This window comes from Corynebacterium sp. BF-R-2 (assembly GCF_024586525.1).
GTDB classification, from domain to species: domain Bacteria; phylum Actinomycetota; class Actinomycetes; order Mycobacteriales; family Mycobacteriaceae; genus Corynebacterium; species Corynebacterium singulare.
Map to the genome: position 1 here is coordinate 142,255 of NZ_JAMFTP010000007.1, position 22,901 is coordinate 165,155.

At 62.4% G+C, this 22,901-nt stretch carries 20 protein-coding genes and 1 tRNA gene; 14 read left to right on the forward strand and 7 right to left on the reverse strand.

Going from position 1 to position 22,901, the window contains the following annotated elements; all coding sequences use genetic code 11:
• Positions 1-19: 19 nt before the first annotated feature.
• Complete coding sequence (locus M5J09_RS06495; protein ID WP_257157331.1) at positions 20-514, reverse strand: phage holin family protein; 495 nt, start codon at positions 512-514, stop codon at positions 20-22.
• Between the two features lie 105 nt (positions 515-619).
• Between M5J09_RS06495 and M5J09_RS06500 the strand changes: the two genes are divergently transcribed.
• The gene (locus M5J09_RS06500; protein ID WP_239180252.1) at positions 620-1,309 is read left to right on the forward strand and encodes an oxidoreductase; all 690 of its coding nucleotides are present in this window, start codon (positions 620-622) and stop codon (positions 1,307-1,309) included.
• Positions 1,310-1,324: 15 nt separating this feature from the next.
• Here M5J09_RS06500 and M5J09_RS06505 read toward each other — a convergent pair whose 3' ends face one another.
• Positions 1,325-2,137, reverse strand: coding sequence for an HAD family phosphatase (locus M5J09_RS06505; protein WP_257157332.1), 813 nt, complete (start codon positions 2,135-2,137; stop codon positions 1,325-1,327).
• A gap of 391 nt (positions 2,138-2,528) precedes the next feature.
• Here M5J09_RS06505 and M5J09_RS06510 point away from each other — a divergent pair, with 391 nt between their 5' ends.
• The 9 genes from M5J09_RS06510 (at position 2,529) to M5J09_RS06550 (ending at position 9,739) form a co-directional block, all read left to right on the forward strand.
• The gene (locus M5J09_RS06510) at positions 2,529-4,259 is read left to right on the forward strand and encodes an ATP-binding protein (RefSeq protein WP_257157333.1); all 1,731 of its coding nucleotides are present in this window, start codon (positions 2,529-2,531) and stop codon (positions 4,257-4,259) included.
• A gap of 305 nt (positions 4,260-4,564) precedes the next feature.
• Positions 4,565-5,584, forward strand: a complete 1,020-nt coding sequence (gene ssd, locus M5J09_RS06515) for a septum site-determining protein Ssd (protein WP_257157334.1) — start codon at positions 4,565-4,567, stop codon at positions 5,582-5,584.
• Positions 5,581-6,717: a TadA family conjugal transfer-associated ATPase gene (locus M5J09_RS06520; protein WP_257157335.1), complete on the forward strand. Its 1,137-nt coding sequence runs from the start codon at positions 5,581-5,583 to the stop codon at positions 6,715-6,717. The genes ssd and M5J09_RS06520 overlap by 4 nt, the downstream gene beginning before the upstream one ends.
• On the forward strand, positions 6,714-7,463 hold the full coding sequence (locus tag M5J09_RS06525; protein WP_144791802.1) for a type II secretion system F family protein: 750 nt from the start codon (positions 6,714-6,716) through the stop codon (positions 7,461-7,463). The genes M5J09_RS06520 and M5J09_RS06525 overlap by 4 nt, the downstream gene beginning before the upstream one ends.
• Positions 7,463-8,011 carry a type II secretion system F family protein gene (locus tag M5J09_RS06530; RefSeq protein ID WP_257157336.1) on the forward strand — a complete coding sequence of 183 codons (549 nt, stop codon included), beginning with the start codon at positions 7,463-7,465 and terminating at the stop codon, positions 8,009-8,011. The genes M5J09_RS06525 and M5J09_RS06530 overlap by 1 nt, the downstream gene beginning before the upstream one ends.
• Positions 8,012-8,051: 40 nt before the next feature.
• Positions 8,052-8,240 carry a DUF4244 domain-containing protein gene (locus M5J09_RS06535; RefSeq protein WP_042529004.1) on the forward strand — a complete coding sequence of 63 codons (189 nt, stop codon included), beginning with the start codon at positions 8,052-8,054 and terminating at the stop codon, positions 8,238-8,240.
• Positions 8,240-8,563, forward strand: coding sequence for a hypothetical protein (locus tag M5J09_RS06540; protein WP_257157337.1), 324 nt, complete (start codon positions 8,240-8,242; stop codon positions 8,561-8,563). Before M5J09_RS06535 ends, M5J09_RS06540 begins: the two co-directional genes overlap by 1 nt.
• Positions 8,560-8,904, forward strand: a complete 345-nt coding sequence (locus tag M5J09_RS06545) for an Rv3654c family TadE-like protein (protein ID WP_257157338.1) — start codon at positions 8,560-8,562, stop codon at positions 8,902-8,904. The genes M5J09_RS06540 and M5J09_RS06545 overlap by 4 nt, the downstream gene beginning before the upstream one ends.
• A 208-nt stretch (positions 8,905-9,112) precedes the next feature.
• The gene (locus tag M5J09_RS06550; RefSeq protein WP_239180270.1) at positions 9,113-9,739 is read left to right on the forward strand and encodes a hypothetical protein; all 627 of its coding nucleotides are present in this window, start codon (positions 9,113-9,115) and stop codon (positions 9,737-9,739) included.
• Between the two features lie 35 nt (positions 9,740-9,774).
• On the opposite strand, the gene M5J09_RS06555 is transcribed toward M5J09_RS06550, so the two are convergent.
• The gene (locus tag M5J09_RS06555) at positions 9,775-12,117 is read right to left on the reverse strand and encodes a DEAD/DEAH box helicase (RefSeq protein ID WP_257157345.1); all 2,343 of its coding nucleotides are present in this window, start codon (positions 12,115-12,117) and stop codon (positions 9,775-9,777) included.
• A gap of 106 nt (positions 12,118-12,223) precedes the next feature.
• On the opposite strand from M5J09_RS06555, the gene M5J09_RS06560 reads away from it, so the two are divergent.
• The gene (locus M5J09_RS06560; protein ID WP_042529013.1) at positions 12,224-12,427 is read left to right on the forward strand and encodes a cold-shock protein; all 204 of its coding nucleotides are present in this window, start codon (positions 12,224-12,226) and stop codon (positions 12,425-12,427) included.
• Here the strand turns inward: M5J09_RS06560 and M5J09_RS06565 are convergent.
• Entirely contained in the window at positions 12,424-13,053 is a 630-nt protein-coding gene (locus M5J09_RS06565) for a DedA family protein (protein ID WP_257157339.1), read from the reverse strand. The genes M5J09_RS06560 and M5J09_RS06565 overlap by 4 nt on opposite strands.
• 164 nt (positions 13,054-13,217) lie before the next feature.
• On the opposite strand from M5J09_RS06565, the gene topA reads away from it, so the two are divergent.
• Positions 13,218-16,160, forward strand: coding sequence for a type I DNA topoisomerase (gene topA / locus M5J09_RS06570; protein ID WP_257157340.1), 2,943 nt, complete (start codon positions 13,218-13,220; stop codon positions 16,158-16,160).
• A gap of 538 nt (positions 16,161-16,698) precedes the next feature.
• On the opposite strand, the gene M5J09_RS06575 is transcribed toward topA, so the two are convergent.
• A complete protein-coding gene (locus M5J09_RS06575; RefSeq protein ID WP_257157341.1) occupies positions 16,699-18,099 on the reverse strand; it encodes a DUF418 domain-containing protein in 1,401 nt (466 codons plus the stop codon).
• Between the two features lie 57 nt (positions 18,100-18,156).
• Positions 18,157-19,689 (reverse strand): adenylate/guanylate cyclase domain-containing protein, encoded by a 1,533-nt coding sequence (locus tag M5J09_RS06580; RefSeq protein ID WP_257157342.1) that lies wholly within the window; start codon positions 19,687-19,689, stop codon positions 18,157-18,159.
• Here M5J09_RS06580 and M5J09_RS06585 point away from each other — a divergent pair.
• Together M5J09_RS06585 and M5J09_RS06590 are read left to right on the forward strand one after the other, a co-directional pair.
• Positions 19,688-20,935, forward strand: a complete 1,248-nt coding sequence (locus M5J09_RS06585; protein WP_257157343.1) for a DNA polymerase III subunit delta' — start codon at positions 19,688-19,690, stop codon at positions 20,933-20,935. The genes M5J09_RS06580 and M5J09_RS06585 overlap by 2 nt on opposite strands.
• A 102-nt stretch (positions 20,936-21,037) precedes the next feature.
• Positions 21,038-21,113 (forward strand) — tRNA-Thr (locus M5J09_RS06590).
• Between the two features lie 917 nt (positions 21,114-22,030).
• On the opposite strand, the gene M5J09_RS06595 is transcribed toward M5J09_RS06590, so the two are convergent.
• Positions 22,031-22,792 carry a helix-turn-helix transcriptional regulator gene (locus M5J09_RS06595; RefSeq protein ID WP_257157344.1) on the reverse strand — a complete coding sequence of 254 codons (762 nt, stop codon included), beginning with the start codon at positions 22,790-22,792 and terminating at the stop codon, positions 22,031-22,033.
• Positions 22,793-22,901 lie beyond the last annotated feature (109 nt).

Here is a 22,901-nt window from a genome sequence, read left to right on the forward strand (position 1 = left end):
GAGAAAGGACCCTAAAGATTTAGGTGTAGAGGCCGCGCTCGATGGACTTTTCGGCCTTGCCCGGAACCAGCTTCTTAAGTTCCTTCGTGGACTCAATGGTCTTCTCCGGTGCCTTCACCTGCTTGATCTGCTTGAAGCCCATAAAGGCCACGATGGCGGCGAGGACCACCATGATCAGGAAGACAATGAGGAAGGCAGCCCAGCGGTCAAGCCACTTCGCCAGCAGCTCCGCCAGGAAGAAGAAAAAGAAGAAGGAGCTGTACAGCGCCACGGTGCCGGCGACGCCAAACATGCCCGCACCGATGCCGCCCTTCTTGGCGGACGCAGCGAGCTCAGTCTTAGCCAGCTCAACCTCGGAGCGCACCAACTGGGACATCTGCTCGGTGGCATTGGAGACCAGCTGGCCGATGGATGCTTCGCCGCGGCGGGAGGTGTCGGCATCGCTCAAGGGGATGCTGTCGACCTTCGGGGCGAACTGGTTGGACCCGTCAGTGAATAGTCCGTCGTTGCTCACGGTTAAAAACTCCTACTGTTTTGTCGCAATCTATATCGGCCATAGTAATGAACTTTTCAGAGTTCATGTGGTGCGGCCCGCAATTATGGGTACGGCGTTATTGTAATGGGTATGCCTAGTTCTGACCCGCTGACCCCGCTGATGACCCTATCTGGGGTAGAGGAAGGTGCTGCTGCGGCGGTCGATGCCATCGCCCGAGTCCACCGCCGGCCCGCGGGTCTGCGCAAGTTCGAGGTCATCTCCTCGGAGTCCTTGCTGCGTGGGGCGCGGGCGTGTGCGGCGCTCGACGGCGCGCCGCTCGCGCTTGACGGAGTCCCCCCAACCGTCAGCGCCTACTCCCTCCTTGCCCCGGAGGTGCAGGCCTCCACCGTGCGCACCTTTGCGCGCGCTCCGCTGCAGGTCTTGGCCCGAATCGACGTCGCTGCGGGCGGTCCTGGGCGTCCCGCACGTGACTCGGCCGTGGCGCAGGCGCTGGCGCAGCTCATCACGCGCGGCGCCGGCGTGGATTTTGACCGACTACTGCCGGTGGTGCTTCATGCCGAGATTGCCGCGCGCTCGCTCTTCGGTGAAAACAGCACCGTCGTCGCCCTCGTTGCCGCGCGGGCGGCGGCTATCCACACCGGCTTTGATCCGCGAGGGTTTGCGGTTCCCGAGACCTACCTCAACCGGCATCGCGCCGCGTACCGTGAGGCGCTGATGGGCTATGAGGACACCCCCGCGGAGCTGTTCACGCTTCTGTTCAACGCGTGGACTGCGGGTGCTGAGGAAGCTGACGGTATCGCCCGCGCGGCCTGAGTCTGACGCGCAGACCTAGTCCGCGCGTTGCCGCGCCAGCAGCACGCCACCCACCACGAGCGCTGCCACCCCGGCCACGACCGCTGAGCCGATTCCCACTTCTTTGGCGCTGGGCGCGGTGAACAGTGGCACCGGATGCTTGAAGGTGCGCGTCTCCCAGCCGTTGTCCGCTGCATGTTTCTTGAGCAGACGGTCGGGGTTGACCGCGATGGGGTGGCCCACCTGCTCCAGCATCGGGATGTCCGTGGCGGAATCGGAGTAAGCAAAGGATGCATTGGGGTCGACGTTGAGCTTCGTGGCCATACGGGCTAAGGCTTCTGCCTTCGCGCCGCCTTTGCAATAGAACAGTATTTCCCCGGTGAACCGACCGTCTTCTTCGGCAAGTTCGGTGGCTACGACGTGTTCGATGCCCAGCTCCTGTGCGATGGGCTCGACCAGCACGCTTGCCGACGCCGAAATGATCACCACCTCGTGGCCGGCGGCACGGTGGGCGTCGATAAGCGCACGTGCCTCCGCATAGATGGCAGGCGTGACCACGGTGTGCATGGTCTCCACCGCGATGTCGTGGACCTCCTTGACCGACCAACCAGCCACCATGGCGGCCAGCTGGTCGCGGGTGGCGTCCATGTGCTCACTGCTGTGCCCGGCAAGCATATAACTGGCCTTGGCGAGCGATAGTTGCACCGCCTCGGTGTGCGTAATGAGACCGTTATGCATGAACTCGCGGCCGAAGGCATAGGCCGACGAGGTGGCAATGATGGTTTTATCCAAGTCGAAGAACGCAGCGATTCGAGTGCTATCGCTGGGGGTAACGGGATGTTCAATCATGGAGAAATGCCTGCCAATATGCGTGCGGATTACGCTGCTCATCGTAGCCAGTTAGCAGCGCACAGAGGGAGAAGGCAGGCGATCTTAGAAGATTCTCAAGGAATATTGCGTCGTGCTGTTGTCATCTTTTCCCAGCCGTGCCATAATGTGTGGTGCAAGGCCCCGATATACAGTGCGGCCTGCCCCGGCGCACCCCCCGATGCCGGGTTACAGATGGCCCGCGCACACCCCCCGAGGCGCGGGCCATCACCTATTTCTGCCTCAACAAGGCCCAAACTCCTAATTCAGAGTTCGAAACTGCTAAACATTTCGCACTTTCATTCTCACTTTGAAGGTTAAACTGTGAATAGGCAGGTAGTGAAAGTGTGAAATGTGATCTAGACTGATTGTCATGAGCTGGAATGCCGAACGACTTGCGGAAGTGATAAGGGAACTCCGTGCCTTCGGAGACGACACGACTCTCGTCGAATGTAAAACTGCGGCAGGAGGTGTTCCGGAGAACATCGGTGAGACGCTATGCGCATTCGCGAATATGCCGCAGGCTGGCGCAATCATTCTCGGGGTAAGCGAGCGAAAAAGTTTTGAAGTCACCGGTATTGAAAATCCAGCGGAGATGCAGAAGGCCATAGTCTCAGTCAACCGTTCTTCAGTAGAGCCAGCCCCGCAGCTCGAGTTCTTTCACCACGTGATTGGCGGAAAGAACGTCGTGGTTGTGGAGGTCACACCGTTGATGCCGACAGAGAAACCTGCAAGATTCAAGAACAAAGCTTACCTGCGTCAGGCTGACGGTGATTACCAGATGAACTCTAATGATCTGAAGATGTTGGAGATCTCCGCACTAACGGCTAGCCAGCAAACGCACTTCGATTTCCAGATTATTCATGGAACCGATACCAGTGTGCTCGATGGCGAGGTGCTGAGGGGGTTTATCGAGTCGGCGCGCCAATATAGAACTCGGCTGTCCAAAATTGATGATGATCCACAGCTGCTCCAGATTGCCAACGTAACCGACAATCAGGGCAACCTTCGTTTGGGAGGCCTATACGCGCTCGGTTACCTGCCTCAGTCAGTTGAACCTGCTCTCGGCGCGACTGTCGCGGTGAGATTGGCTCGAGGTGACGGATTGGGCCGTCATAAGAATCTCACGGAGATTGAGGGGCCATTGCCGGTCATGCTTGTAGAAATCATGAACTGGATCAGACAAAACTCGGACACAGTGAGCAGGTATACGGAGAGCGGCCACCTTGTCGATGAACCGGAGTTTCCGCCCTCGGCTATCCGAGAGGTACTGGCGAATGCGCTGGTTCATCGGGATTTGGGGCCATCCGTGGAAGTAGGTAAGAAAGTGGAGGTACGAATCACGGAGAAGATGCTTGTTGTGGTCAGTCCAGGTGGTTTGCGTGGAGTATCAGCATCCCAGCTGGAAAGCCCAGAGCTGACCAAAGCCCCTGTAAACAAGCGGCTTTACGAGATTGCACGGTACCTGAGGACGCCGGATGGCGAGCGCGTTATCGAGGGCGAGGGTGGCGGAATCCAAGAGATTCTCACGGCTACGAGGGAGGCCCGTTTGCCCAAGCCGCAGTTCATCGATAACGGTGTCACGTTGAAAGTGCTTTTCCCACGAGGCTCTCGTTTCAGTGAGACCGAGAATCAATGGCTCGAGGATCTGCAACGACGAGGAAAACGCCGTCTCGTTGCGATTGAGGAAGATCTACTGGTGAACCTACGTAGCCAAGGCGGAGCGACGCTGGAGCGCATAGTGCAGATGTATGCACCGATGGGTGAGAGAGCATGTAGACGGATGCTAGATCAGCTCTCTGACTATGAATTTTTAGATTATGAAGACGGCGTCTACTACGCCCTCGGAGAGAAGACACGATCCGACGATAAGGCGCGTCGTAAGAATACGGACGAGCAGATCCTACGGTCGTTGGGAAAGAACGTTCCTACAGTTTATGGAGCCATTGGCTCAAACGGGTCCGCGACGATAAAGGAATTGCAGGATAGGACGAGGTTGTCGCCTGCGCAGGTTCGTTACGCACTTGATCCGCTCCTTGCAGAGGGATACGTGGTCATGGTCGGGGGCCAGGGGCGAAAAGCCACGGTCTACAGCCGCGCTTAGTGGTTGGGGTCTAGGGCGTATATGAAACTGTGAAACGATTGGCTGAAAGTCGCACTTTCATTCGCAGTTTGACACTTTGATTCTCAGTTTGACGCGCAGTAGGAATCTCAAACTGCATCCTGGGTAGTGTGCTAGGGCCAGGTAGCGAACGCGGCGCCTCCCTTGCAGGGTTGAGGCCTTGCTTTCACAGAGTATTTGTTGAAACGCTAACTAAAACAGCTGAAATGTGCCGTTCTGGCATGAGTTATCCACAGGCAGCGAAGTGGCCCTAGCGTCCCTGTGGCGTGCTCGCGCATGCTTCAGGCATGAGCACATTTCACCTTCTCATCGCCGTTGGAGATTCGGCCTTGCGCGCCGAAGCCGCCTCGACCGCTGCGGCCAGTACCGCGGAGGTCAGCAGCGTCGAAGATCCGCGTGATTTTCCGCGCTACCTGCCCAAAGTAGATGCGGTCTTGGCAGATTCGCTGACGGCAAGCCTCGTGGGCAGCCACCCGCGGGTCTATTTTCTGGCACCGGATCCGGGGCCCATTGATTACGAAGCAGCATTGCGCTGTCATGCATCGGCGGCTTTTATCCTTCCTGCGCAGTCGAAGGAACTGTTGGCAGCCCTAGCTGCCGATACCCACCCTGAGACACCAACGGCGTCCGCGGGGCTGACCATTGCGGTTACTGGCTCGGCCGGTGGGATAGGTACCTCCACACTGGCAGCAGCGCTGGCGCGGCATGCGGGAGCTGCACTACTCGTGGATGCCTCGCCCTATTCCGGTGGCCTCGATCTCTTACTTGGTGTGGAGAACAAACCCGGCGCGCGCTGGCCAGATCTTGCTGCAGGAACAGGAACGGTGGACCCAGGAGATCTTGCTCGCGCCCTGCCCACTACGCCGGACGGGATTGCCGTGCTTTCAGCAGCGCGTACCACTAGTGCCGGTGCCACCGCACTGAGTGCTACTCGGCGCGCGGCAATTATGCAGGCCGCATGCTCGCATCCAGACATTGTGGTGGTGGATTGTCCGCCGTGGGATCTTCCGGATACCGCGGACCACGTTGTGGTGGTGACCGCAGCGGAGGTGCGCTCGGCCGCTGCATGCGCGGAAATCGTTGCTGAATTGCGCGCGCGGCCCCAGGAGTGCTCCGTGGTGCTGCGGCACAGGCAGTGGTCGGGGATTGATGCGGGGGATATCGCCAAGCTCACGCACGCTGACCCTGTGACGGAGTTGCCGACGGTACGTGGGCTCACGCGTGTGGTGGAGACCGGGGGACTTCCGCAGCGCCTGCCGCGCCCGCTATCGCGTGCGGTGAAGGATGTCTGGGAGGTGCTGGTATGAGTCTCATCGATACGATGCGCACGATTGTGGCCACGGAGCCGCAGCTTGCACATGATGCCTCGGCACTGGCACGCCGCATCCGAGAGGAGGCGGGCGTGATCAGTGACGTCGACGTGTTCGACCTCTTACAGCGCCTCCGCCACGATTCCTTGGGATTAGGGAGGCTAGAGCCGGTTCTGTCGTTGCCGGGATTGACCGATGTCGTGGTCAACGGGCCCGATTCCTGCTTCGTGGATTGCGGCCAGGGTCTGGTGCGCAGGGAGGTAGGTTTCGCCGACGACGCAGAGGTACGTCAGCTCGCAACACGGCTGGCAGCTGTTGCCGGCGTGCGGCTCGATGATGCGCAGCCTTTTGCCGATGGCCGGCTGACCCGCCTTGACGGTACTCACATTCGCCTCCATGCGCTGTTGGCACCGCCCTCGGCGAGCGGGACGTGCATCAGCCTGCGAGTGCTGCGCCAAGCCCAGACGAGCCTGGACCAGCTCGTGGCCAACGGCAGCATTGATAAATCGGTGGAAGGGCTGCTTCGGGGGATCGTCGATAAGCGCGCGTCTTTCCTGGTCACTGGCGGCACTGGTTCAGGAAAGACCACGCTGTTGGCAGCGCTTTTAGGCTGTGTCTCGGAGACAGAGCGCCTGCTTATCATCGAGGACACCCCGGAGCTCGCGCCGGCGCATCCGCACGTGGTGACACTGGTGTCGCGCCGGGCAAATGCAGAAGGCCGGGGTGAGATTTCAATGTCGCTGCTGCTGCGCCAAGCGCTGCGCATGCGCCCCGACCGCATTGTGGTGGGGGAGATTCGCGGTGCGGAAGTCGTGGAACTACTCGCGGCGCTTAACACCGGGCACGATGGCGGTGCCGGTACGGTCCACGCCAACTCCGTGGACGAGGTTCCGGCGCGCATGGAAGCGCTGGCTGCCCTCGGCGGGCTGGATCGCGTGGCCTTGCATTCGCAGCTGGCTGCCGCGGTGCACGTGGTACTTGGTATGGAACGAGGCCCCGAAGGTCGGCGCTTGGCACACATCGGTGTATTGGATGGCAATCCGGTGACACCCCAGCTGGTGTGGACCGCCGACGACGGGCCACGCCCTGGGTTTGACGAGCTGTGTGCGCGAATGGGAGTTGAGCCATGATGTGGCTGTATCTCGCCGCGGCTTGCCTCTTGTCGCCGCCGGGTTCCAAGGCACGGTTGAGCGCACCGAAGCCACGGTCAGTAGCGCCCGCTGTGCTTTTCCTTGCCGTGGGCTGTTTCGTGTTCTTTGGGCGTCCAACCGTGGTGATAGCTGTTGGCTGCATCCTGGCGTGCGCGCTGTGGTTTGCCCATGACCTTGCCGCCTCACGTCGTGAGCGCCGCGGTGCTCAGGCCTTGGCCACTTACTTTGGCACCCTTGCCGCGGAGTTGCGCGCCGGCTCCACTACCAGCGGTGCCTTGCGCCGCGGTGCGGACTCGCTTCCTGAATCCACACCGGACAACCTCCGCAGCGCACTGAGCACGGCGGCAGGTTTGGCAGCTCAAGGTGGGTCGCCTGGGGCAGCACTCACCACGACAGAGCTTTCTCGCTTCGCCGCACTGCTCAATGTCTCCGGGCGCCATGGTGTGGCCCTGGCTTCCCTTATTGAACAGGCCCAAAGCCAACTCGATACTGCACAGCGCCATGCCCGGGAAACCGCAGCGTCCCTGCAAGGCCCGCAGGCCACAGCCCTGATTCTGGCGTTTCTACCGGTGGCAGGAATTCTCATGGGTGGTGCCATGGGAGCAGATTCCCTGGGGTTCCTCCTGGGCGGTGGGCTCGGCGGAGTGCTTTTTGATGTCGGCGTGGCCCTCGTGTGCATCGGCTTTACCTGGTCCCGCCTCATCCTGCGGAAGGCGGCGCGATGATGACTAGCTACCTAGCTGCCGTGCTCCTCGCGGCTGCCCTGGCTGTGGCCACCACGTCTCCGGCCGGCCGCGTGGGCCTGGGCACAACCGGCACACCACGGCCGAAAACTCCCCGCGACGGTCCGGACTATGGCCCGCTCGATGCCGCGAGTGACCTCGAGCTTTTTGCCGCCTGCCTGGAGGCTGGCCTCTCACCGCGCACGTCAGTCGTGGCGGTGGCGGAAGCCTCCTCTCCATGGAAGGAAGCAGCCGCCCTGGTGGGGGTTGGCGTTCCGATGAAGAGCGTATTGCAAGCACTGGCGAGCCAGCCGCACCTGGTGGAGCTCGTGCGGCTGGCACAGCTCTCGGGTGAATCCGGCACTGCCATGGCTACTGGGTGCCACCGTCTGGTGGCGCAGCTGCGCGCCGAAGCCTCGGCGCAAGCAACCGCACAGGCAGAGCGTGCCGGAGTGTTCATCGCCGCGCCGCTCGCCGCCTGTTTCTTACCCGCATTCCTGGTCTTAGGCCTGGTGCCCGTCATCATCAGCCTGGGCCAGCAACTCTTATAAAGCACAACGCACAAACATCACACGAAAGTTAGGTACAATCATGCAGAAAACACGCACTATCCAGGCGCAATTGGCTAATGAGGACGGGATGTCCACGATTGAATACGCCATGGGCAGCTTGGCCGCAGCAGCCCTTGCCGCGGTGCTGTACGCCGTGGTCAATGGCGGCCAAGTTACCAGCGCCATCACGTCCATCATTACTGACGCGCTCTCCAACACACCGGTCTAATGCGCGTGCTTGACGACGCCGGCTCCGTCACCATCGAAGCAGCCCTCTCGTTGGCCTCTCTGGTTATCGTGGCCGCGGGAATCGTGGGCGGTATAGCAACCCTGTCTGCCCACCTCGCTGCCATCGATGCCGCAGGCGCTGCTGCTCGGTCCGCCGCCATCGGCGTGGAGTACCACCGCGATGGCGTTGACATCACCTTCACTGAAAGCTCCGGCCTTATTACTGCGGAAGCCGCCGTGCCAGCACCTTTGGGAACTATGCGCGCGCAGGCGGTCTTCCCCGCGGAGATAGGTGCCGGCACAGCAGAGGAGGTTCGACGGTGAGGCATCGTCAACCAAGGTGGAAGGTTGTTCTGGCAACTGACGGCGGCTATGCCACCGTCGTCACCGCCGGGATCATCACCGCTGTGACCTCGCTGTTGCTGGCGGTCGCAGCAGTAGGTGCAGCCGTTGCCGCACGCCATACTGCACAGGTGGCGGCGGACCTCGCCGCCGTGGCCGGCGCGTGGGAGGTAGCCAAGGGCAGGGACGCCTGCTCGAAAGCTGAGGAGGTTGCCGCTTTAAACAACGCGCGCCTTGACACCTGTGCCGTTGATGACCGCGACGTTGAAGTCACCGCCAAGGTCCGCAGCCGCAGTGCCATCGCCCGCGCCGGCCCAATCTAAGAAGATTCCGCGCATTTAGAGTTGGGAAAATGCACTCGCGTGGGGTTTCGTTGCTACAGGTACCAGTGGAACAACGAGTTACGTCCACGTGAGGTGCATTCCGTAACGGAATTCACTATTTATGCAGGTTAAAGCGATTGACAGGCCTGAATAGAGAGTAAATACTTAAAGAGTCTCTCATTCTCTTTTCTCTCGAAAGGTCTAAGCAATGCCCAGCATTGAGATCCCCGGCTTTGGCCGTGTCGGTATGCAACAAATAGTCGGAGCGATTCTGGCAGCTATCGCTGTTGTTGGCGCCCTCGTTGGCGTGACAACTGGAAGCAGCAAGGGGGCTGGTTCGGATAACTCTGGTACGAATATTTCTTCTCCAGCCCGTCCGTCTACCCCAGGGCAGGAGCCAGGAATCTCCCTCGAAGAATCCCGAATGATCGCGGAGAAGAATTTCGGAGTGAATCCGACGTTTAAGGAGCGGCTTGGACTATCCGACACTGCATTGGATCGCCTCGTAAGCGAGGTTGATCGTCAACAAAACTCCTTTATGGAACGCAGTGGTGCTACCGCAAGCAATCGAGTCAAGAGCGTTGCGCTTCGTGAACATACAAGAACGCCAGAGTTGACATTGTCCGTTGGGGATAAATGGAAGGGCGAGGTCATTGAGTACAAAAATGGGGGATTCACTGTTGTGTTGCGCGTTCGGTATTCGCTTCTAGACATGGCTGAAGCTGATGGATCAATCGATGATATTACTGCGCAAAATTCGCCGGCCCTTAAATACGGGATCGTTGTTACGCGCGATGACAATTACATCTACATCACTTCGGTTCTTATGGGGTGAGAGCATCACAATGATTTTAGAAGTAGGAATTTTATCTAAGACGTCATCGTGACTAGTGCGCCCAGGAGGGCCACGGCACCTGCCTTATCCAGCGGATTGTTGCCGTTGCCGCACTTGGGGGATTGCACGCACGACGGGCAGCCGGATTCGCAGGGACACGAGCGCACGGCTTCGAAGGTGGCCTCGATCCACTCTGGGAAGCGGCGGAAGCCCTCCTCGGCGAAGCCGGCTCCACCTGGGTGCCCGTCGTACACAAAGACCGTGGGCAGGCCGGTATCGGCGTGCTGGGCGGTGGATACGCCGCCAATATCCCAGCGGTCACACGTGGCAATGAGCGGCAGCAGACCAATGGCGGCGTGCTCTGCTGCATGTAGCGTGCCCGGTGTTTGCCCCGCGGTGACTCCCATCGCTGCTAGTGCCAGCGGATCGATGGTGTAGGCCACCGCGCGGGTCACCAGGCGCTGCTCCGGAAGGTCAAGAGGGATGTCCTCACCCACGGAGCCATCGGGAAGCTTCACCTGGTAGCCGGTTACCTTGTCGGTTACCTCTACCTCCAAGCTCGCAACCCACAGGCCCGGCGCGTAGTTGACCAGTTCGTCGGCCTCGCTGAGAATTCGGATGTCCGTCGTGGACTTTGGCTGCGTGGTGTAGTCCGGAGTCTTGGGCACGGCAAGCGCCACCCCTGGTTCAGAGTCTTCACTCAGCTGCAGGTCCTCGATGACGTAGCTTTCGCCGCGGTGAAGGTACACCGCGCCGGGATGCACCTGGCTCACGGCGCGGGCGGCATCAATGGTGCCCAGCAGACGGCCATCGGAGGAATCCACAATCATGACCTCCTCACCGGAGCCACCGCGCAGGGACACAGCCGCATGCGCGGTTTCTGGGGTCAGGTCGGCTGAGCCGGCAGGCAGGGGAGCAGCAAACCAGCCCTGGGGGCGGTGGCGCAGGAAGCCTCGCTGGGCCAGGTCTTCCACGACGGTTTCGGCACGGAAGGCGGCAACGTCAGCATCCGTGAGCGGTTTTTCCACCGCCGCGCAGTACACGTGTCCGCCCAGGATATAGGGGTTGGCGGGGTTGAACACGCTGGCTTCGACCGGCCGGCCCAAGAGAGCCTCAGGGTGGTGAACAAGGTAGGTGTCCATCGGCTCATCGCGAGCCACGAGGACCACCAGCGAGCCCTGGCCACGGCGACCCGCACGACCAGCCTGCTGCCAGAAGCTGGCGACGGTGCCAGGGAATCCGGCGGTGATGACGGCGTCGAGGCCACCAACGTCGATGCCGAGTTCTAATGCAGAAGTGGTGGCAACGCCGAGCAGGGAGCCGTCATCAAGCGCCTGCTCCAACGCGCGGCGGTCTTCGGCGAGGTAACCAGCGCGGTAGGCAGCGATGCGCCGCGCGAAATCTGAACGGCCTAGTTTGCCGGAGAGCTCTTCGGCAGCTCGCAGTGCCGTGGTTTCCGCCGCGCGCCGCGAGCGGACGAATGTCAATGTTCGGGCTCCCTGCGCCACCAGAGCGGCCATCATCCACGCGGCTTCCGTGGTGGCGGCGCGGCGCACTGGGGCACCATTCTGGCCTTCGATTCCCTCCATGAACCCGGGTTCCCATAAGGCCACAGTCCGCGCACCCGTCGGCGCGCCGTCCTCGGTGACGGCCAGCATGTCACGCCCAGTTAGGCGCAGAGCGTGGGCGGAAGGATCCCGCATGGTGGCCGAGGCCGCAACGATCACCGGCTGCGAGCCATAGTGCGCGCACAGCCGCAGTAGTCGACGAACAACCAAGGCCACGTTTGCCCCGAAGACACCGCGATAGGCATGCGCCTCATCGATGACGATGAAGCGTAGATGCCGCAGCACGCGTGCCCAGCGCTGATGCGCGCCGAGCAGGGAGGAATGAATCATGTCCGGGTTAGAGAAGATGAATCGTGCGTGGTCGCGGATGCCGGTACGCGCTTCGGTGGGGGTATCGCCGTCGTAGGGGGCGGGGTGGACGTCGTGAAGCGCGGCGATGCCCTGTGTGAGTTCCAGAACCGCGCGCAACTGGTCCGACCCCAGCGCTTTCGTCGGCGTGATATACAGCGCACAGGCGGTCGGGTCCTGCGCCAAGGCTGTGAGAATAGGCAGGCGGTAGCCTAAGGACTTTCCCGAGCTCGTACCGGTAGCCACCACCACATCCTGACCTGACCAGGCAGCCTCCGCTACTGCGACCTGGTGGGCATAGAGCTTGGACACACCCTGCTCTACCAACGCGGCCTGAAGCTCCGGCAGGACCCACTCGGGCCACGGCGCATACTGGGCAGGTTGGGCCGGAAGGGTCGTCGAATGCGTCAGTTCAGATTCGGCGAAGCGCTCGACGAGGTGCTCGACGAGCTCCTCGCCCATGGGGTTCTCGTTCACGCTCGCCTCCACTGTTCTGCCGCGCGTGCCCAAAACGTGGCACACTGGTGCAACAGATTGAGCATTTTACTTCCGCAAAGGACAACTCATCATGGCATACGGTACCGTCAAATTCTTCAACGCCGAAAAAGGGTACGGCTTCATTGAGCAGGAGGACGGCTCCGGCGACCTCTTCGTGCATTACACCGAAATCCAGGGATCAGGTTTCCGCACGTTGGCAGACAACCAGCGCGTCTCCTTCGAGGTGGGCGAAGGGCCTAAGGGCCCGCAGGCCACCAACGTTGAAACCGTCTAGGGGGTTTCCGCGTAGCCGCGGCGGGCATCCCACCACTCCATGAGCTTGTTTTGGCCTTTCTGCAGGCCGAAGCCAATGATGACTGCGGCGATGATGGAAATCAGCATGGCTATTGCCGGTGAGTCAGAAAAGGCCACGCCGCCGAGGTAACCGATGGCCAGCGCCTGGGCTACCCACAGCAACACTCCGCAGGTGTCGAAGAAGAAAAACAGCGGCCACGGATAACGCATCGAACCCAACAAGATTGTCATGAACAGGCGGGCCGACGGGATGAAGCGCGCGATGATGATGGCCGCGCCGCCACTGCGCCGAATATTGCGCTTAACCCACATCAAAGCGTCATAAGCCTTGGTACCTTTTTGGGCTCTATTAATAAGGGCAATGAGCCGCGTGCCCAAAAGGAAACACAAGTTATCGCCCAGAATCGCGGCCACCGTGGCCACGAAAAACATCGTGGGCACGTGGGGAAAACCCTGCGAACCGGACCACGCACCCACCATGTTGAGGGGAATTTCGGAGGGCAGGACAGGGAAGAAGCAATCGAGGAAAATCAGGACACCCACCAGTGGATAAATCCACTGGGTGGCCATGATGACCTCGAACCATGCGGTAATAGAAGCGATCATGCTGACTCCCTGCGTCGCGCTGTGGGGCGGTTTCTCAGAGCGCAAGTATAGACCCCTCACATGTGGGCGCGCAGTGGCCCTAATAACTACAGTAAGCCTTTACCTGTGTACGCTAGGGGCAATTGCCCAGCAGAGGGCTAGCCATCGGAAGGGATGAAGTCGAAGTGGCAGAAGGTTCCGGCCCGGGAAAAACCCTGGTCATCGTCGAGTCAGCAACCAAGGCGAAGAAGATTCAGCCTTATCTCGGCGATAAGTACATCGTTGAGGCCTCCGTCGGCCACATCCGCGACCTTCCCCGCGGAGCTGCCGATGTCCCCGCTAAGTACAAGAAGGAATCCTGGGCACGCCTGGGCGTGAACCCAGAGGATAACTTCACGCCGCTGTATGTCATCAGCCAGGACAAGAAGAAGAAGGTCGCGGACCTCAAGTCCAAGCTGAAGCAGTGCGATCAGCTCTACCTCGCAACAGACCCCGACCGCGAGGGTGAGGCCATTGCCTGGCACCTGCTCGAGGTGCTCAAACCCAAGGTGCCGGTGCGCCGCATGGTCTTCAATGAGATCACCAAGTCCGCAATCCTGGAGGCCGCAGAGAACACCCGTGAGCTCGACGCCGATCTTATCGACGCCCAGGAGACCCGCCGCATCCTCGACCGACTCTACGGCTACGAGGTCTCCCCGGTGCTGTGGAAGAAGGTTATGCCGCGCTTGTCTGCAGGCCGCGTGCAGTCGGTGGCTACCCGCGTCATCGTGGAGCGTGAGCGCGAGCGCATGGCGTTCATTCCGGCTGAGTACTGGGATCTGACCGCTACGCTGCAGTCCACCCCGGACTTCGATGCCCGTTTGAGCGCGCTCGACGGCAAGCGCGTCGCGGCGGGCCGTGACTTCGACGATCGGGGTCAGCTGAAGAGCGACGAGGTGGTCGTCGTCAAGCAGGCAGAGGCAGAAGCCCTCGCTCGCGCACTTGAAGGCTCCACCATGACCGTGGCCAGCGTTGAGCACAAACCATACTCACGTAAACCCGCCGCGCCGTTCATGACCTCGACGCTGCAGCAGGAGGCCGGCCGCCGCCTGCACTACACCTCGGAGCGCACCATGCGTATTGCGCAGCGCCTCTACGAGAACGGTCACATTACTTATATGCGTACCGACTCGACCTCCCTGTCCACGCAGGGCCTGAGCGCGGCGCGTGAGGCTGCGACCTCCATTTTTGGTGCCGAGTTTGTGGCTGATGGCCCGCGCACCTATGACCGTAAGGTGAAGAACTCCCAGGAAGCCCACGAGGCCATCCGCCCCGCCGGTGAGCGTTTCGCTACCCCGGGCCAGCTGGCCGGCCAGCTCGACGCTGAGGAATACAAGCTCTACGAGCTGATTTGGAAGCGCACCGTGGCCTCCCAGATGGCCGATGCCAAGGGAACCTCGATGAAGGTCACCGTCGCCGTGACTGCGGATGGCCGCGATGCGGACTTCTCTGCCACCGGCCGCACCATTACCTTCCCGGGATTCCTCAAGGCTTACGAGGATGTGGCTGCCAAGGGCTCGAAGGAAGAGTCGCGCCTGCCGCACCTCAACGAAGGCGACACGCTGACGACGTCCGCGGTTACTGCGGACGGCCACACCACCAACCCGCCGGCGCGCTATACCGAGGCCAGCCTGGTCAAGAAGATGGAAGACCTGGGCATTGGGCGTCCGTCGACGTACGCGTCCATCATCAAGACCATCCAGGACCGCGGCTACGTGCTCTCGCGCGGCAATGCGTTGGTGCCCTCTTGGGTTGCCTTCGCCGTCGTCGGACTGCTGGAGAACAACTTCACCGAGCTCGTGGACTATGACTTCACCTCCTCCATGGAGGATGAGCTCGACTCCATCGCTGCCGGCCGCGAGAACGGCACGGAGTGGCTGACCAACTTCTACTTCGGCAACACTGAGGTAGGTGACCAGAAGGCGGCGTCCATCGCTCGCCACGGCGGCCTGAAGTCCTTGGTGGACATCAACCTGGAAGCCATCGACGCCCGCAAGGTCAACTCACTGCGTCTGTACACCGACGCCGAAGGCCGCGATGTCTTCGTGCGCGTGGGCCGCTACGGTCCCTACATCGAGCGCGCCGTGGGCACCAACGAGGACGGCACGGTGGAGTATCAGCGCGCCAACCTCTCCGAAACCGTCACCCCGGATGAGCTCAACGAGGCCCTCGCGGAGAAGCTCTTTGCCACCCCGCAGGGCGGCCGTGAGCTGGGCCAGAACCCGAAGAACGGCCGCACCATCGTGGCTAAGGAAGGCCGCTTCGGCCCGTATGTGACCGAGCAGATGCGCGACGACGAACGCGAGACCGCCGAGGCCGAAGCCGAGGAGGTGGTCAAGCAGGAGCGCGCAGCGGAGGACGCCGAGCGCGCCGCCGAAGGCAAGCGTGCGAAGAACTGGGAGACCAAGACGGCGGCGAAGCAGAAGGAAAAGCGCATCGCCGAGTACATCGAAGAGAAGCTGAAGCCGGGCACGGCCTCGCTCTTTGCCTCGATGGAGCCGTCCAGCGTCACCCTCGAGGAAGCCCTCAAGCTGCTGAGTCTGCCGCGTGAGGTGGGCACCGACCCGGTTGACGGTGAGGTCATCACCGCGCAGAACGGCCGCTACGGCCCGTACTTGAAGAAGGGCAAGGACTCGCGCTCCCTGGCCAACGAGGAGCAGATCTTTAGCATCACGCTGGATGAGGCGCGCCGCATCTACGCGGAGCCGAAGCGCCGTGGCCGTGCGGCCGCGCAGCCGCCGCTCAAGCAGCTGGGTGACAACGACGTCTCCGGCAAGCCCATGACGGTCAAGGACGGCCGCTTTGGCCCGTACGTCACCGACGGCACGACGAACGCCTCGCTTCGCCGCGGCGACGATCCGGAGCAGCTTACCGACGCCCGCGCGAACGAGCTCCTCTCCGAACGCCGCGCCAAGGAAGCCGCCAACGGCGGTGCCAAGAAGTCGACGAAGAAGTCCGGCAAGAAGAGCACCAAGAAGGCTGCGAAGAAGTCGAGTAAGAAGAGCACGAAAAAGTCGACTAAGAAGGCCACGAAGAAGCCGTCGCCTGGCACGAAGCGCGTGGTCAAGGCCGGATCGCGCAAGAAGTAGCCGGACATGCAGACCAGCTTCGCCCGTGACATGCTTACGCGCACCCAGGAGGGTGCCGCGGCACTCGTGCGCGCGGTGCGCCCGGCCGTCACCGGCCGCGATCACCTGACCTTGGCCGCGCTCGCCGCAGGAGAGACCGCCGCGTGGTCGGGCCTGTTCTCCTGGCGCAGACTCGGCAGCGCCGCGACGGTGACTGCGCCCGTGCTGTTGGCCCTGCGCCCCGACTGCTCCCCGGCGACCCGCGTGGGGCTTATCGCCGCTGCAGTAGGCCAGGCCGCGAAGCGCGGCACGGGCTCGGCCCCGGCTCAGCCCTCCGCGCTCGGCGTGGCGAGTGTGAGCGCCCAGTATGCGGCGTTTGCGTGGCAGCTGCGCGAATCACACAACGACGCCACCGGCTGGGGCCTGCGCGCCGGGGCGTGGGCTGCGGGCGTTGCGCTGGCTCGAACCCGCAGTGAGCGCTTAGCGACGGCTATCGCTGGTGTCCCCGCCGCGGCACTCTCCGCGCTTGCCGGCGACCCGGCGCTGCGCGCGGCCGACGCTACGCAGGGCCTGAGCCACGGCGCCAATCTTCTTCTGGCCTCTGAGGCTGCGACGGTGGCCCGAACGCGTGCGGCGCAGCTGCCTGCTGTGGGAAAGCTCCTGGCTGCGGGCCAGTCGGCGGCCCAGACGGTAGGCCTGGTGCTGCTGGTGGATGGGCTGGCGCGCCGGGGACGTCGGTAAGCACAGCCCCCAATTCCGGGCGCATGGTCTTTCCATAGGACAGGCGCCGGTGCACCCACTCAAAGGGGCCGGGCTTGCCCGCGGCCTCGAGGGCGCAGGCGATAACAAGCGTGGCCAGCCACACCCCTGCAGCTAGTGCTGCCTGCCCCGCGGCACTAAAGTCCGGGCCGATGTTAAGCGTGAAGGGGTAGACCAGCGCCAAGAAGAACACGGACTGAAGCACGTAGCCGGTCATGGAACGCTTGCCCAAAGCAACAAGCGGCCACAGGAACCACGGGCGCGCCCCACGGCGCTGCAGGGGTTCTAGGGCCAGCGTGGCTGCCGCCACGATGCCCGGGCCGGTGAGCATGCCGATGCAGCTATTGGCCGCATTGAGTGCCCCGCCCAGGGACGGATCGAGGAACCCGGCGGCGCTCAGGCCCCACGGCAGGCCGATGCCGAGGATGATGGCCGCGGCAATGAGCATCCACACCCACAGCTCCTTACGGTGACCGCCGGCCAGCGTTCCGCGGCGCGCCCACACAAACCCGACGAGCATGGCGGGCAGGACCGCGAGGCCGGTAAAGGGGATGGACGCTACCTGCGCGATAAGCGCCAGGGCTTGCTCGCCCACCAGCCACAGGTAGCTTTCCGCAGGGGAGGTGCTGCCCAAGTCGAGGCTGGAGGTATCGACGAGCATAGCTGCCACGCCGAGGCCAATCCCGCTCACTACCTGGAGCCCGAAGAGCACGTAGGCCACGCGCAGGAGGGTTTTGTCTGTCAGCGAGAGCAGCAGCCCGATGAGAATGCCCATGGCGCCGTAGAGCATCATGATGTCCCCCATGAACAAAAAGAGGCAGTGCAGTGCGCCGAAGAGGGCCAAGAATCCGTAGCGTTTGACTATCACGGCACGGGCGCGTGGAAGCGGGAAGCCGCGGCGCCACAGGCTCATCGCGATAAGCCCCACACCGAAGCCCAGCAACGTGGAGAACATCGGCAGGCCACGCACGTGGACGAACATGGCGGCAAAGACCACATAGATCTTGTCCGCGAGCGTGTCGACGCCGCCGAAGTGAGCGTCGGGGCCCTCACCGCTGGTGAGGATCCAACCGGTGGTGACATTAGCCAGTGCGATGCCCAGCAGGGCCATCCCGCGGGCGACGTCGGGGACGAGGAGGCGCGGTCTCGGAGTCTGGCGTGGCGGTAGGGGCTGTTGGGGCTGGTGGGGTGAGGTGGACATGGTCCCGAAGCTACCAGAACCAACTAGCTCTGACTTATTCTTTTTGCTCCTCTGGGATTAGCCCTGCGCGCGCTCGGCCAACGTGGGGCGGATGGGGCGCGCCAGCTGCGTCATGCGGCGGCGCCCGCGCAGTTCAATGGACTTCATGAGCGTCCAGCGCGCCTGCTCCGCCTCGTTGGCGCCGCGCAGGGTGGAGGAGTTGGTGAGCACCTGGCCCGGGGTGTCCTTGGCCAGTTCGGTCAGGCGCGCGGCCTCATTGACGGCGTCACCAATCACGGTGTACTCGAAGCGGTCCGCACCGCCAATGTGGCCGGCCACCACGTGACCTGCGGCCACGCCGATGCCCGCCTGCAGCTGCAGTCCGCGCAGCTCCTGGCGCAGCTCGCGCGCAGCCTGGAGCGCCATGGAGTTGGCGTCATAGACCGTGAGTGGCGCGCCAAAGACGGCTAGGGCGGCGTCACCCTGGAACTTGTTAATGATGCCCTTGTTGCGGTGCACCACCTCCACGACGTGCTCGAAGAACTTGTTGAGCTCTTCGACGACTTCCTCCGGAGTGTGGTTGACGGCGAAGGTGGTGGAACCGATGACGTCGATAAACAGCACAGCCACCTTGCGGTCCTCGCCACCCAGCTCTGGGCGCTCCTCTAGGGCGCGCTGCGCTACCTCCGCGCCGACGTAGCGGCCGAAGATATCGCGCACGCGCTGGCGCTCGCGTAGGCCGCGCATCATCTCGTTGAAGCCGGCCTGCAGCACGCCGAGCTCGGAGCCGTCGTAGATATCCACCTGCACGTCGGACTCGCCGCGGCGCACGCGGTTGATGGCGTCCTGCAGCTCCTGGATGGGGTCCACCACGCTCATGATGGCGAACAGGGTGCCCATCAGCCCGGTGCCCACCGCGGTGACGGCGAGAGCGATCATGGCCGGCATGATATCGGCCGTATCCGGGCTAAACAGCCCCTCCTGCTGGCCCAGCAGGACCAGAACGATGCCCACCAACGGAATGCCGGAGGTCATCACCCACGTGTAGAGCAGGCGGTACTTAATCGGCGGCTCCAGGGTGGAATCCTCGAAGCGGCGCGCCACCGCCTCCGCGGCCACGGGGCGCACGAGGCGCTCAGCCTGCAGGTAGGTCAGCAGCACCACCAGCGCGCCGGCCAGCGTGGAGGACACACCCACCACGATTCCCAGGCGTGCCGACTGTTGGCTGGCGAGGACTACGGCCAAGAGGATGCCGAGCAACCACACCAGAGCGGCCACCCCAGCCTGGTAAATGGGGATGCGCAGCACGAGGTTGCGCACCATGTTGGGGTCGTGGGCCGTGGGGTTGCGCTGCCAATCCAATACCGGCCGGAAGATGCGCAGCGTCACCGCAATGCCGATAATGACGGCGAAGACGACGAAAAGTGAACCGTAGGTCCATAGGTGCGGGGTATCGGAGATGAACTCCGAAATCTCCGGCATAGGGAGGAAGAAGACCACGAAGGTCATAATCGCGATGGCGCCGATGATGTTGGCGCCCAAGACGAGCGCGGCGTACATCGGCCATTGGGTGCTCCACAACCAGCGGGCGCCACGCATCAGTCTGTTCATGATTACTCACTCTAGTTATCCCAGTAGGCTAGAGCGAGTGAATACCTCCAGCGTTGCCGACAGGCTTGCCAGCGCCCCCTCGGTCGCCCACACCATCCTCAGTGCCGCCCGTGCGGCGCGGGGTGAGGGGGACCCGCGCGCGATGAGCCATTCCTGGTTGTTTACCGGCCCTCCCGGTGCCGGGCGCTCCCTGGCGGCGCAGTGCTTCGCGGCGGCCCTCATGTGCACCTCCGCTGATGAGAACGGCGATCCGGGCTGCGGGCGCTGCCCGTCGTGCCGCAGCGTGCTGGAGAACCAGGAGCACACCGACCTGGTGTACGTGGACCCGCAGGAGCAGTTCATCACCGTCGGCGAGGCGCGCGAGGTCATCGGGCGCGCGGCCAGCCTGCCCAGCGTGGCTCCGTGGCGCGTGGTCATCTTCAACAAGGCGGACCGCCTTCGTAACGAGGCTGCCAACGCGCTGTTGAAAACCGTGGAGGAGCCGCCGGAGCGCACCGTCATCGTCATGGTCGCCCCCTCGGAGGATCCGGAGGATTTCTCCGCCACCCTGCGCTCGCGCTGCCGCCACCTTTATATCCCGGCGCCGAGCGTGGAGGGCGTGGTTCAGCAACTCGTCGCCGAAGGTGCTAACGAAGCCGACGCCCACCTGGCTGCGGTGAGTACCCTGCAGCACGTGGGCCGCGCGCGGCATTTGGTCCAGGACCAAGGCGCGCAGAAGCGCCGTGCTATGGCCATCAACTTGGCCGAGGACGTCTTTCACGGTTCCCAGGCCTTCCAGTCCGTCACCGCGCTGCTGAAGTTCATTGAGAAGGAAGCCAAGGATTCCCACGCCGCATCCGAAGAAGCGGAGCGCACCAAGATTGAGCAATCCTTCGGCGTCGGGGCCAAGGGCAAGGGCGCGACGAAGGCGCAGCGTGACGCCCGCAGTGCCCTGAAGGACATGGAGGACCTCCACAAGAAGCGCGCTAAGCGACGCATCGCCGACGGCCTCGACATCGCCCTCGTGGATCTTGCCGGCATTTACCGCGATGCCCTCATGCTCAAAGTCGGCGCCGAGGTGGAGATGACTCATCCGGACTTCGCGGGGCTGGCCGGCGAACTTGCCCAGCGGGTCAGCGAAGACGGCCTGCTTGCCGCGCAGTCCGCCATCCGCACCTGCCGCGAGCAGCTGCCGCAGAACGTCACCCCGCAGGTGGCTTTCGATGGCATGGTGGGCCGCCTGCGCCTTGCGTGCGGTGCGCGCTAACCAGCACGTGTGCTGCGCGTGCGGCGCAGTAAGCGGCCCGATTTCTTTCTTAGCCGTGAGCTAAGCTAAACTCTCACGCGGTGCATAAACATTGCGCACTGTGCCGCCTTAGCTCAGTCGGTAGAGCATCTCACTCGTAATGAGAAGGTCGCGAGTTCGATTCTCGCAGGCGGCTCCACTGAAAAAGCCCCCGTCACCTGTCTAAACAGGACGGGGGCTTTGTTGCAGTCTGCTAAGCAAGAATAGTGGCTTCGTTAAATCTTCGTTGCCAGATTGAGGGGCATATTTTGGTAGGGGTAAAGCTTGGAGACAGTGCGCGCTGTGGGGTGCCCACTGTGGCAGGCACCGCAGTGGTGTTCAATATGTTGTTTGGAACAGCTAACGGATCTGTTGCCGTAATGATAACTGGATAGGCCTATTGAACAGTGTCTGGAACAGTGATTGGAACAGTAGCTGGAACAGTGTCTGGAACAGCAACAGCACTAGCTATCGAACTGTCGCGTAGCTGCGCAATCATGCCTCTTACCTCGTGTAAGGCGAATGAGACAGCAGGGGTTGGTTGGGCAGTAGGTGGCGCGTTGGATGGTGCCATTTTGGGCAACTGAACAGTAGTGGTTGGAACAGTTCTATGAGGGGGGCAGCGGAGGCGTAATCAGTTCGGCGCAGCAGCAGATGGTGTGCTACTGCCAACTACTTGGAACAGGGGCGGGGGCATCGAGGCAGGAAAATTGGAAGGTGTGACCTTCGGCAGCTAGGTTCATGGCTACCTCACAAGGCTGCTGCGTCGGACCTGACCCCCTGGTGGTGGACACGCTGAAACCAGCATGTCGCTGGGGAAGTGAGGTACCTTTCCACCATGCCACGCAAGACCTACACCGAGCGGTTCAAGCGTGACGCAGTCTCCCTGAAGCGATTGGCTGCCTCATATTCTTGACCAAATGCTTCGTTATCCCCAGGCGGATCGTCCAGGATCGCGCGAATTTGATCCGTTCAACCCTTGCCAGGAACTCTCATCCTGTTCCGACCGGCTTTCGATCGTCCGAAAGGTCACGTCGGTGCCAAAGAACGACTGAAGCCCTCAGGGACGGCTGTCGGTCAATTGAGGGAGATCCCCGCGTCGTTGAGCGCTGCCCGCCCGGCGGGAGTGAGACGCACGGCCCGGGTACGACCCCTGCGGGAAAGCCATTCCTTATCCAGCAGAGTCTTGCAGATTCCCGTGCCGAGAGGGCCGGCGAGGTGGAAGCGGCGTTCGGTGGAGTCCATGCACGACCTGCCCGTGTCGAGCATCTTCGGGGGCACACCCCACTGTATGAACAAGAGATGACCTTGATTAGTGACCTGACAGTGCGAGTCGATGAACTCGTGCTCTTCCAGTTGTTCAGCCAGGCGCACCCCGAGCTTACCGGCGAGGTGCTGATAACAGGTGCGGCCTTCACGTAGGTTCGCATTCGCCCGTGACGCGCTGAGGCTGTGAGGAGTGGGCAGGGGCGAGCGGGCGACCACGCCAAGGCTCTCGACCACTCGTGCGATGTCTTCCCCGGCCAGGCGAATGTAGCGGTGCCGGCCCTGCCGAATGTCGTGGACGAGACCGTGGGTGACGAGCACGTCAACATGCTCGCTCGCCGTCGACCGGGCCAGGCCCGCGTACCTGCCCAGTTCACCAACCGTCCAGGCCCGCCCGTCCATGAGCGCAGCACACATGGCCGACCGCGACGAGTCAGCCAGAGCCGACGCGACTGTCGAGATATCCGGGACCGCTTCAGGAAACACGCGCGCAACCATGCCTCCAGTGTGCACCCGGAACTGTTCGGTGACGACCGAACAATCGCAGACGTAGTCTGAACTCACCAGATTCATTGCATCAGGAGGCGAAGGGAGCGATCGCGATGAACGGGGACCGCCAACGGCTACGCGGGCACTACGATGAGGACTTCTACTGGGAACGCGTTGACCGCAACCTGGGTTG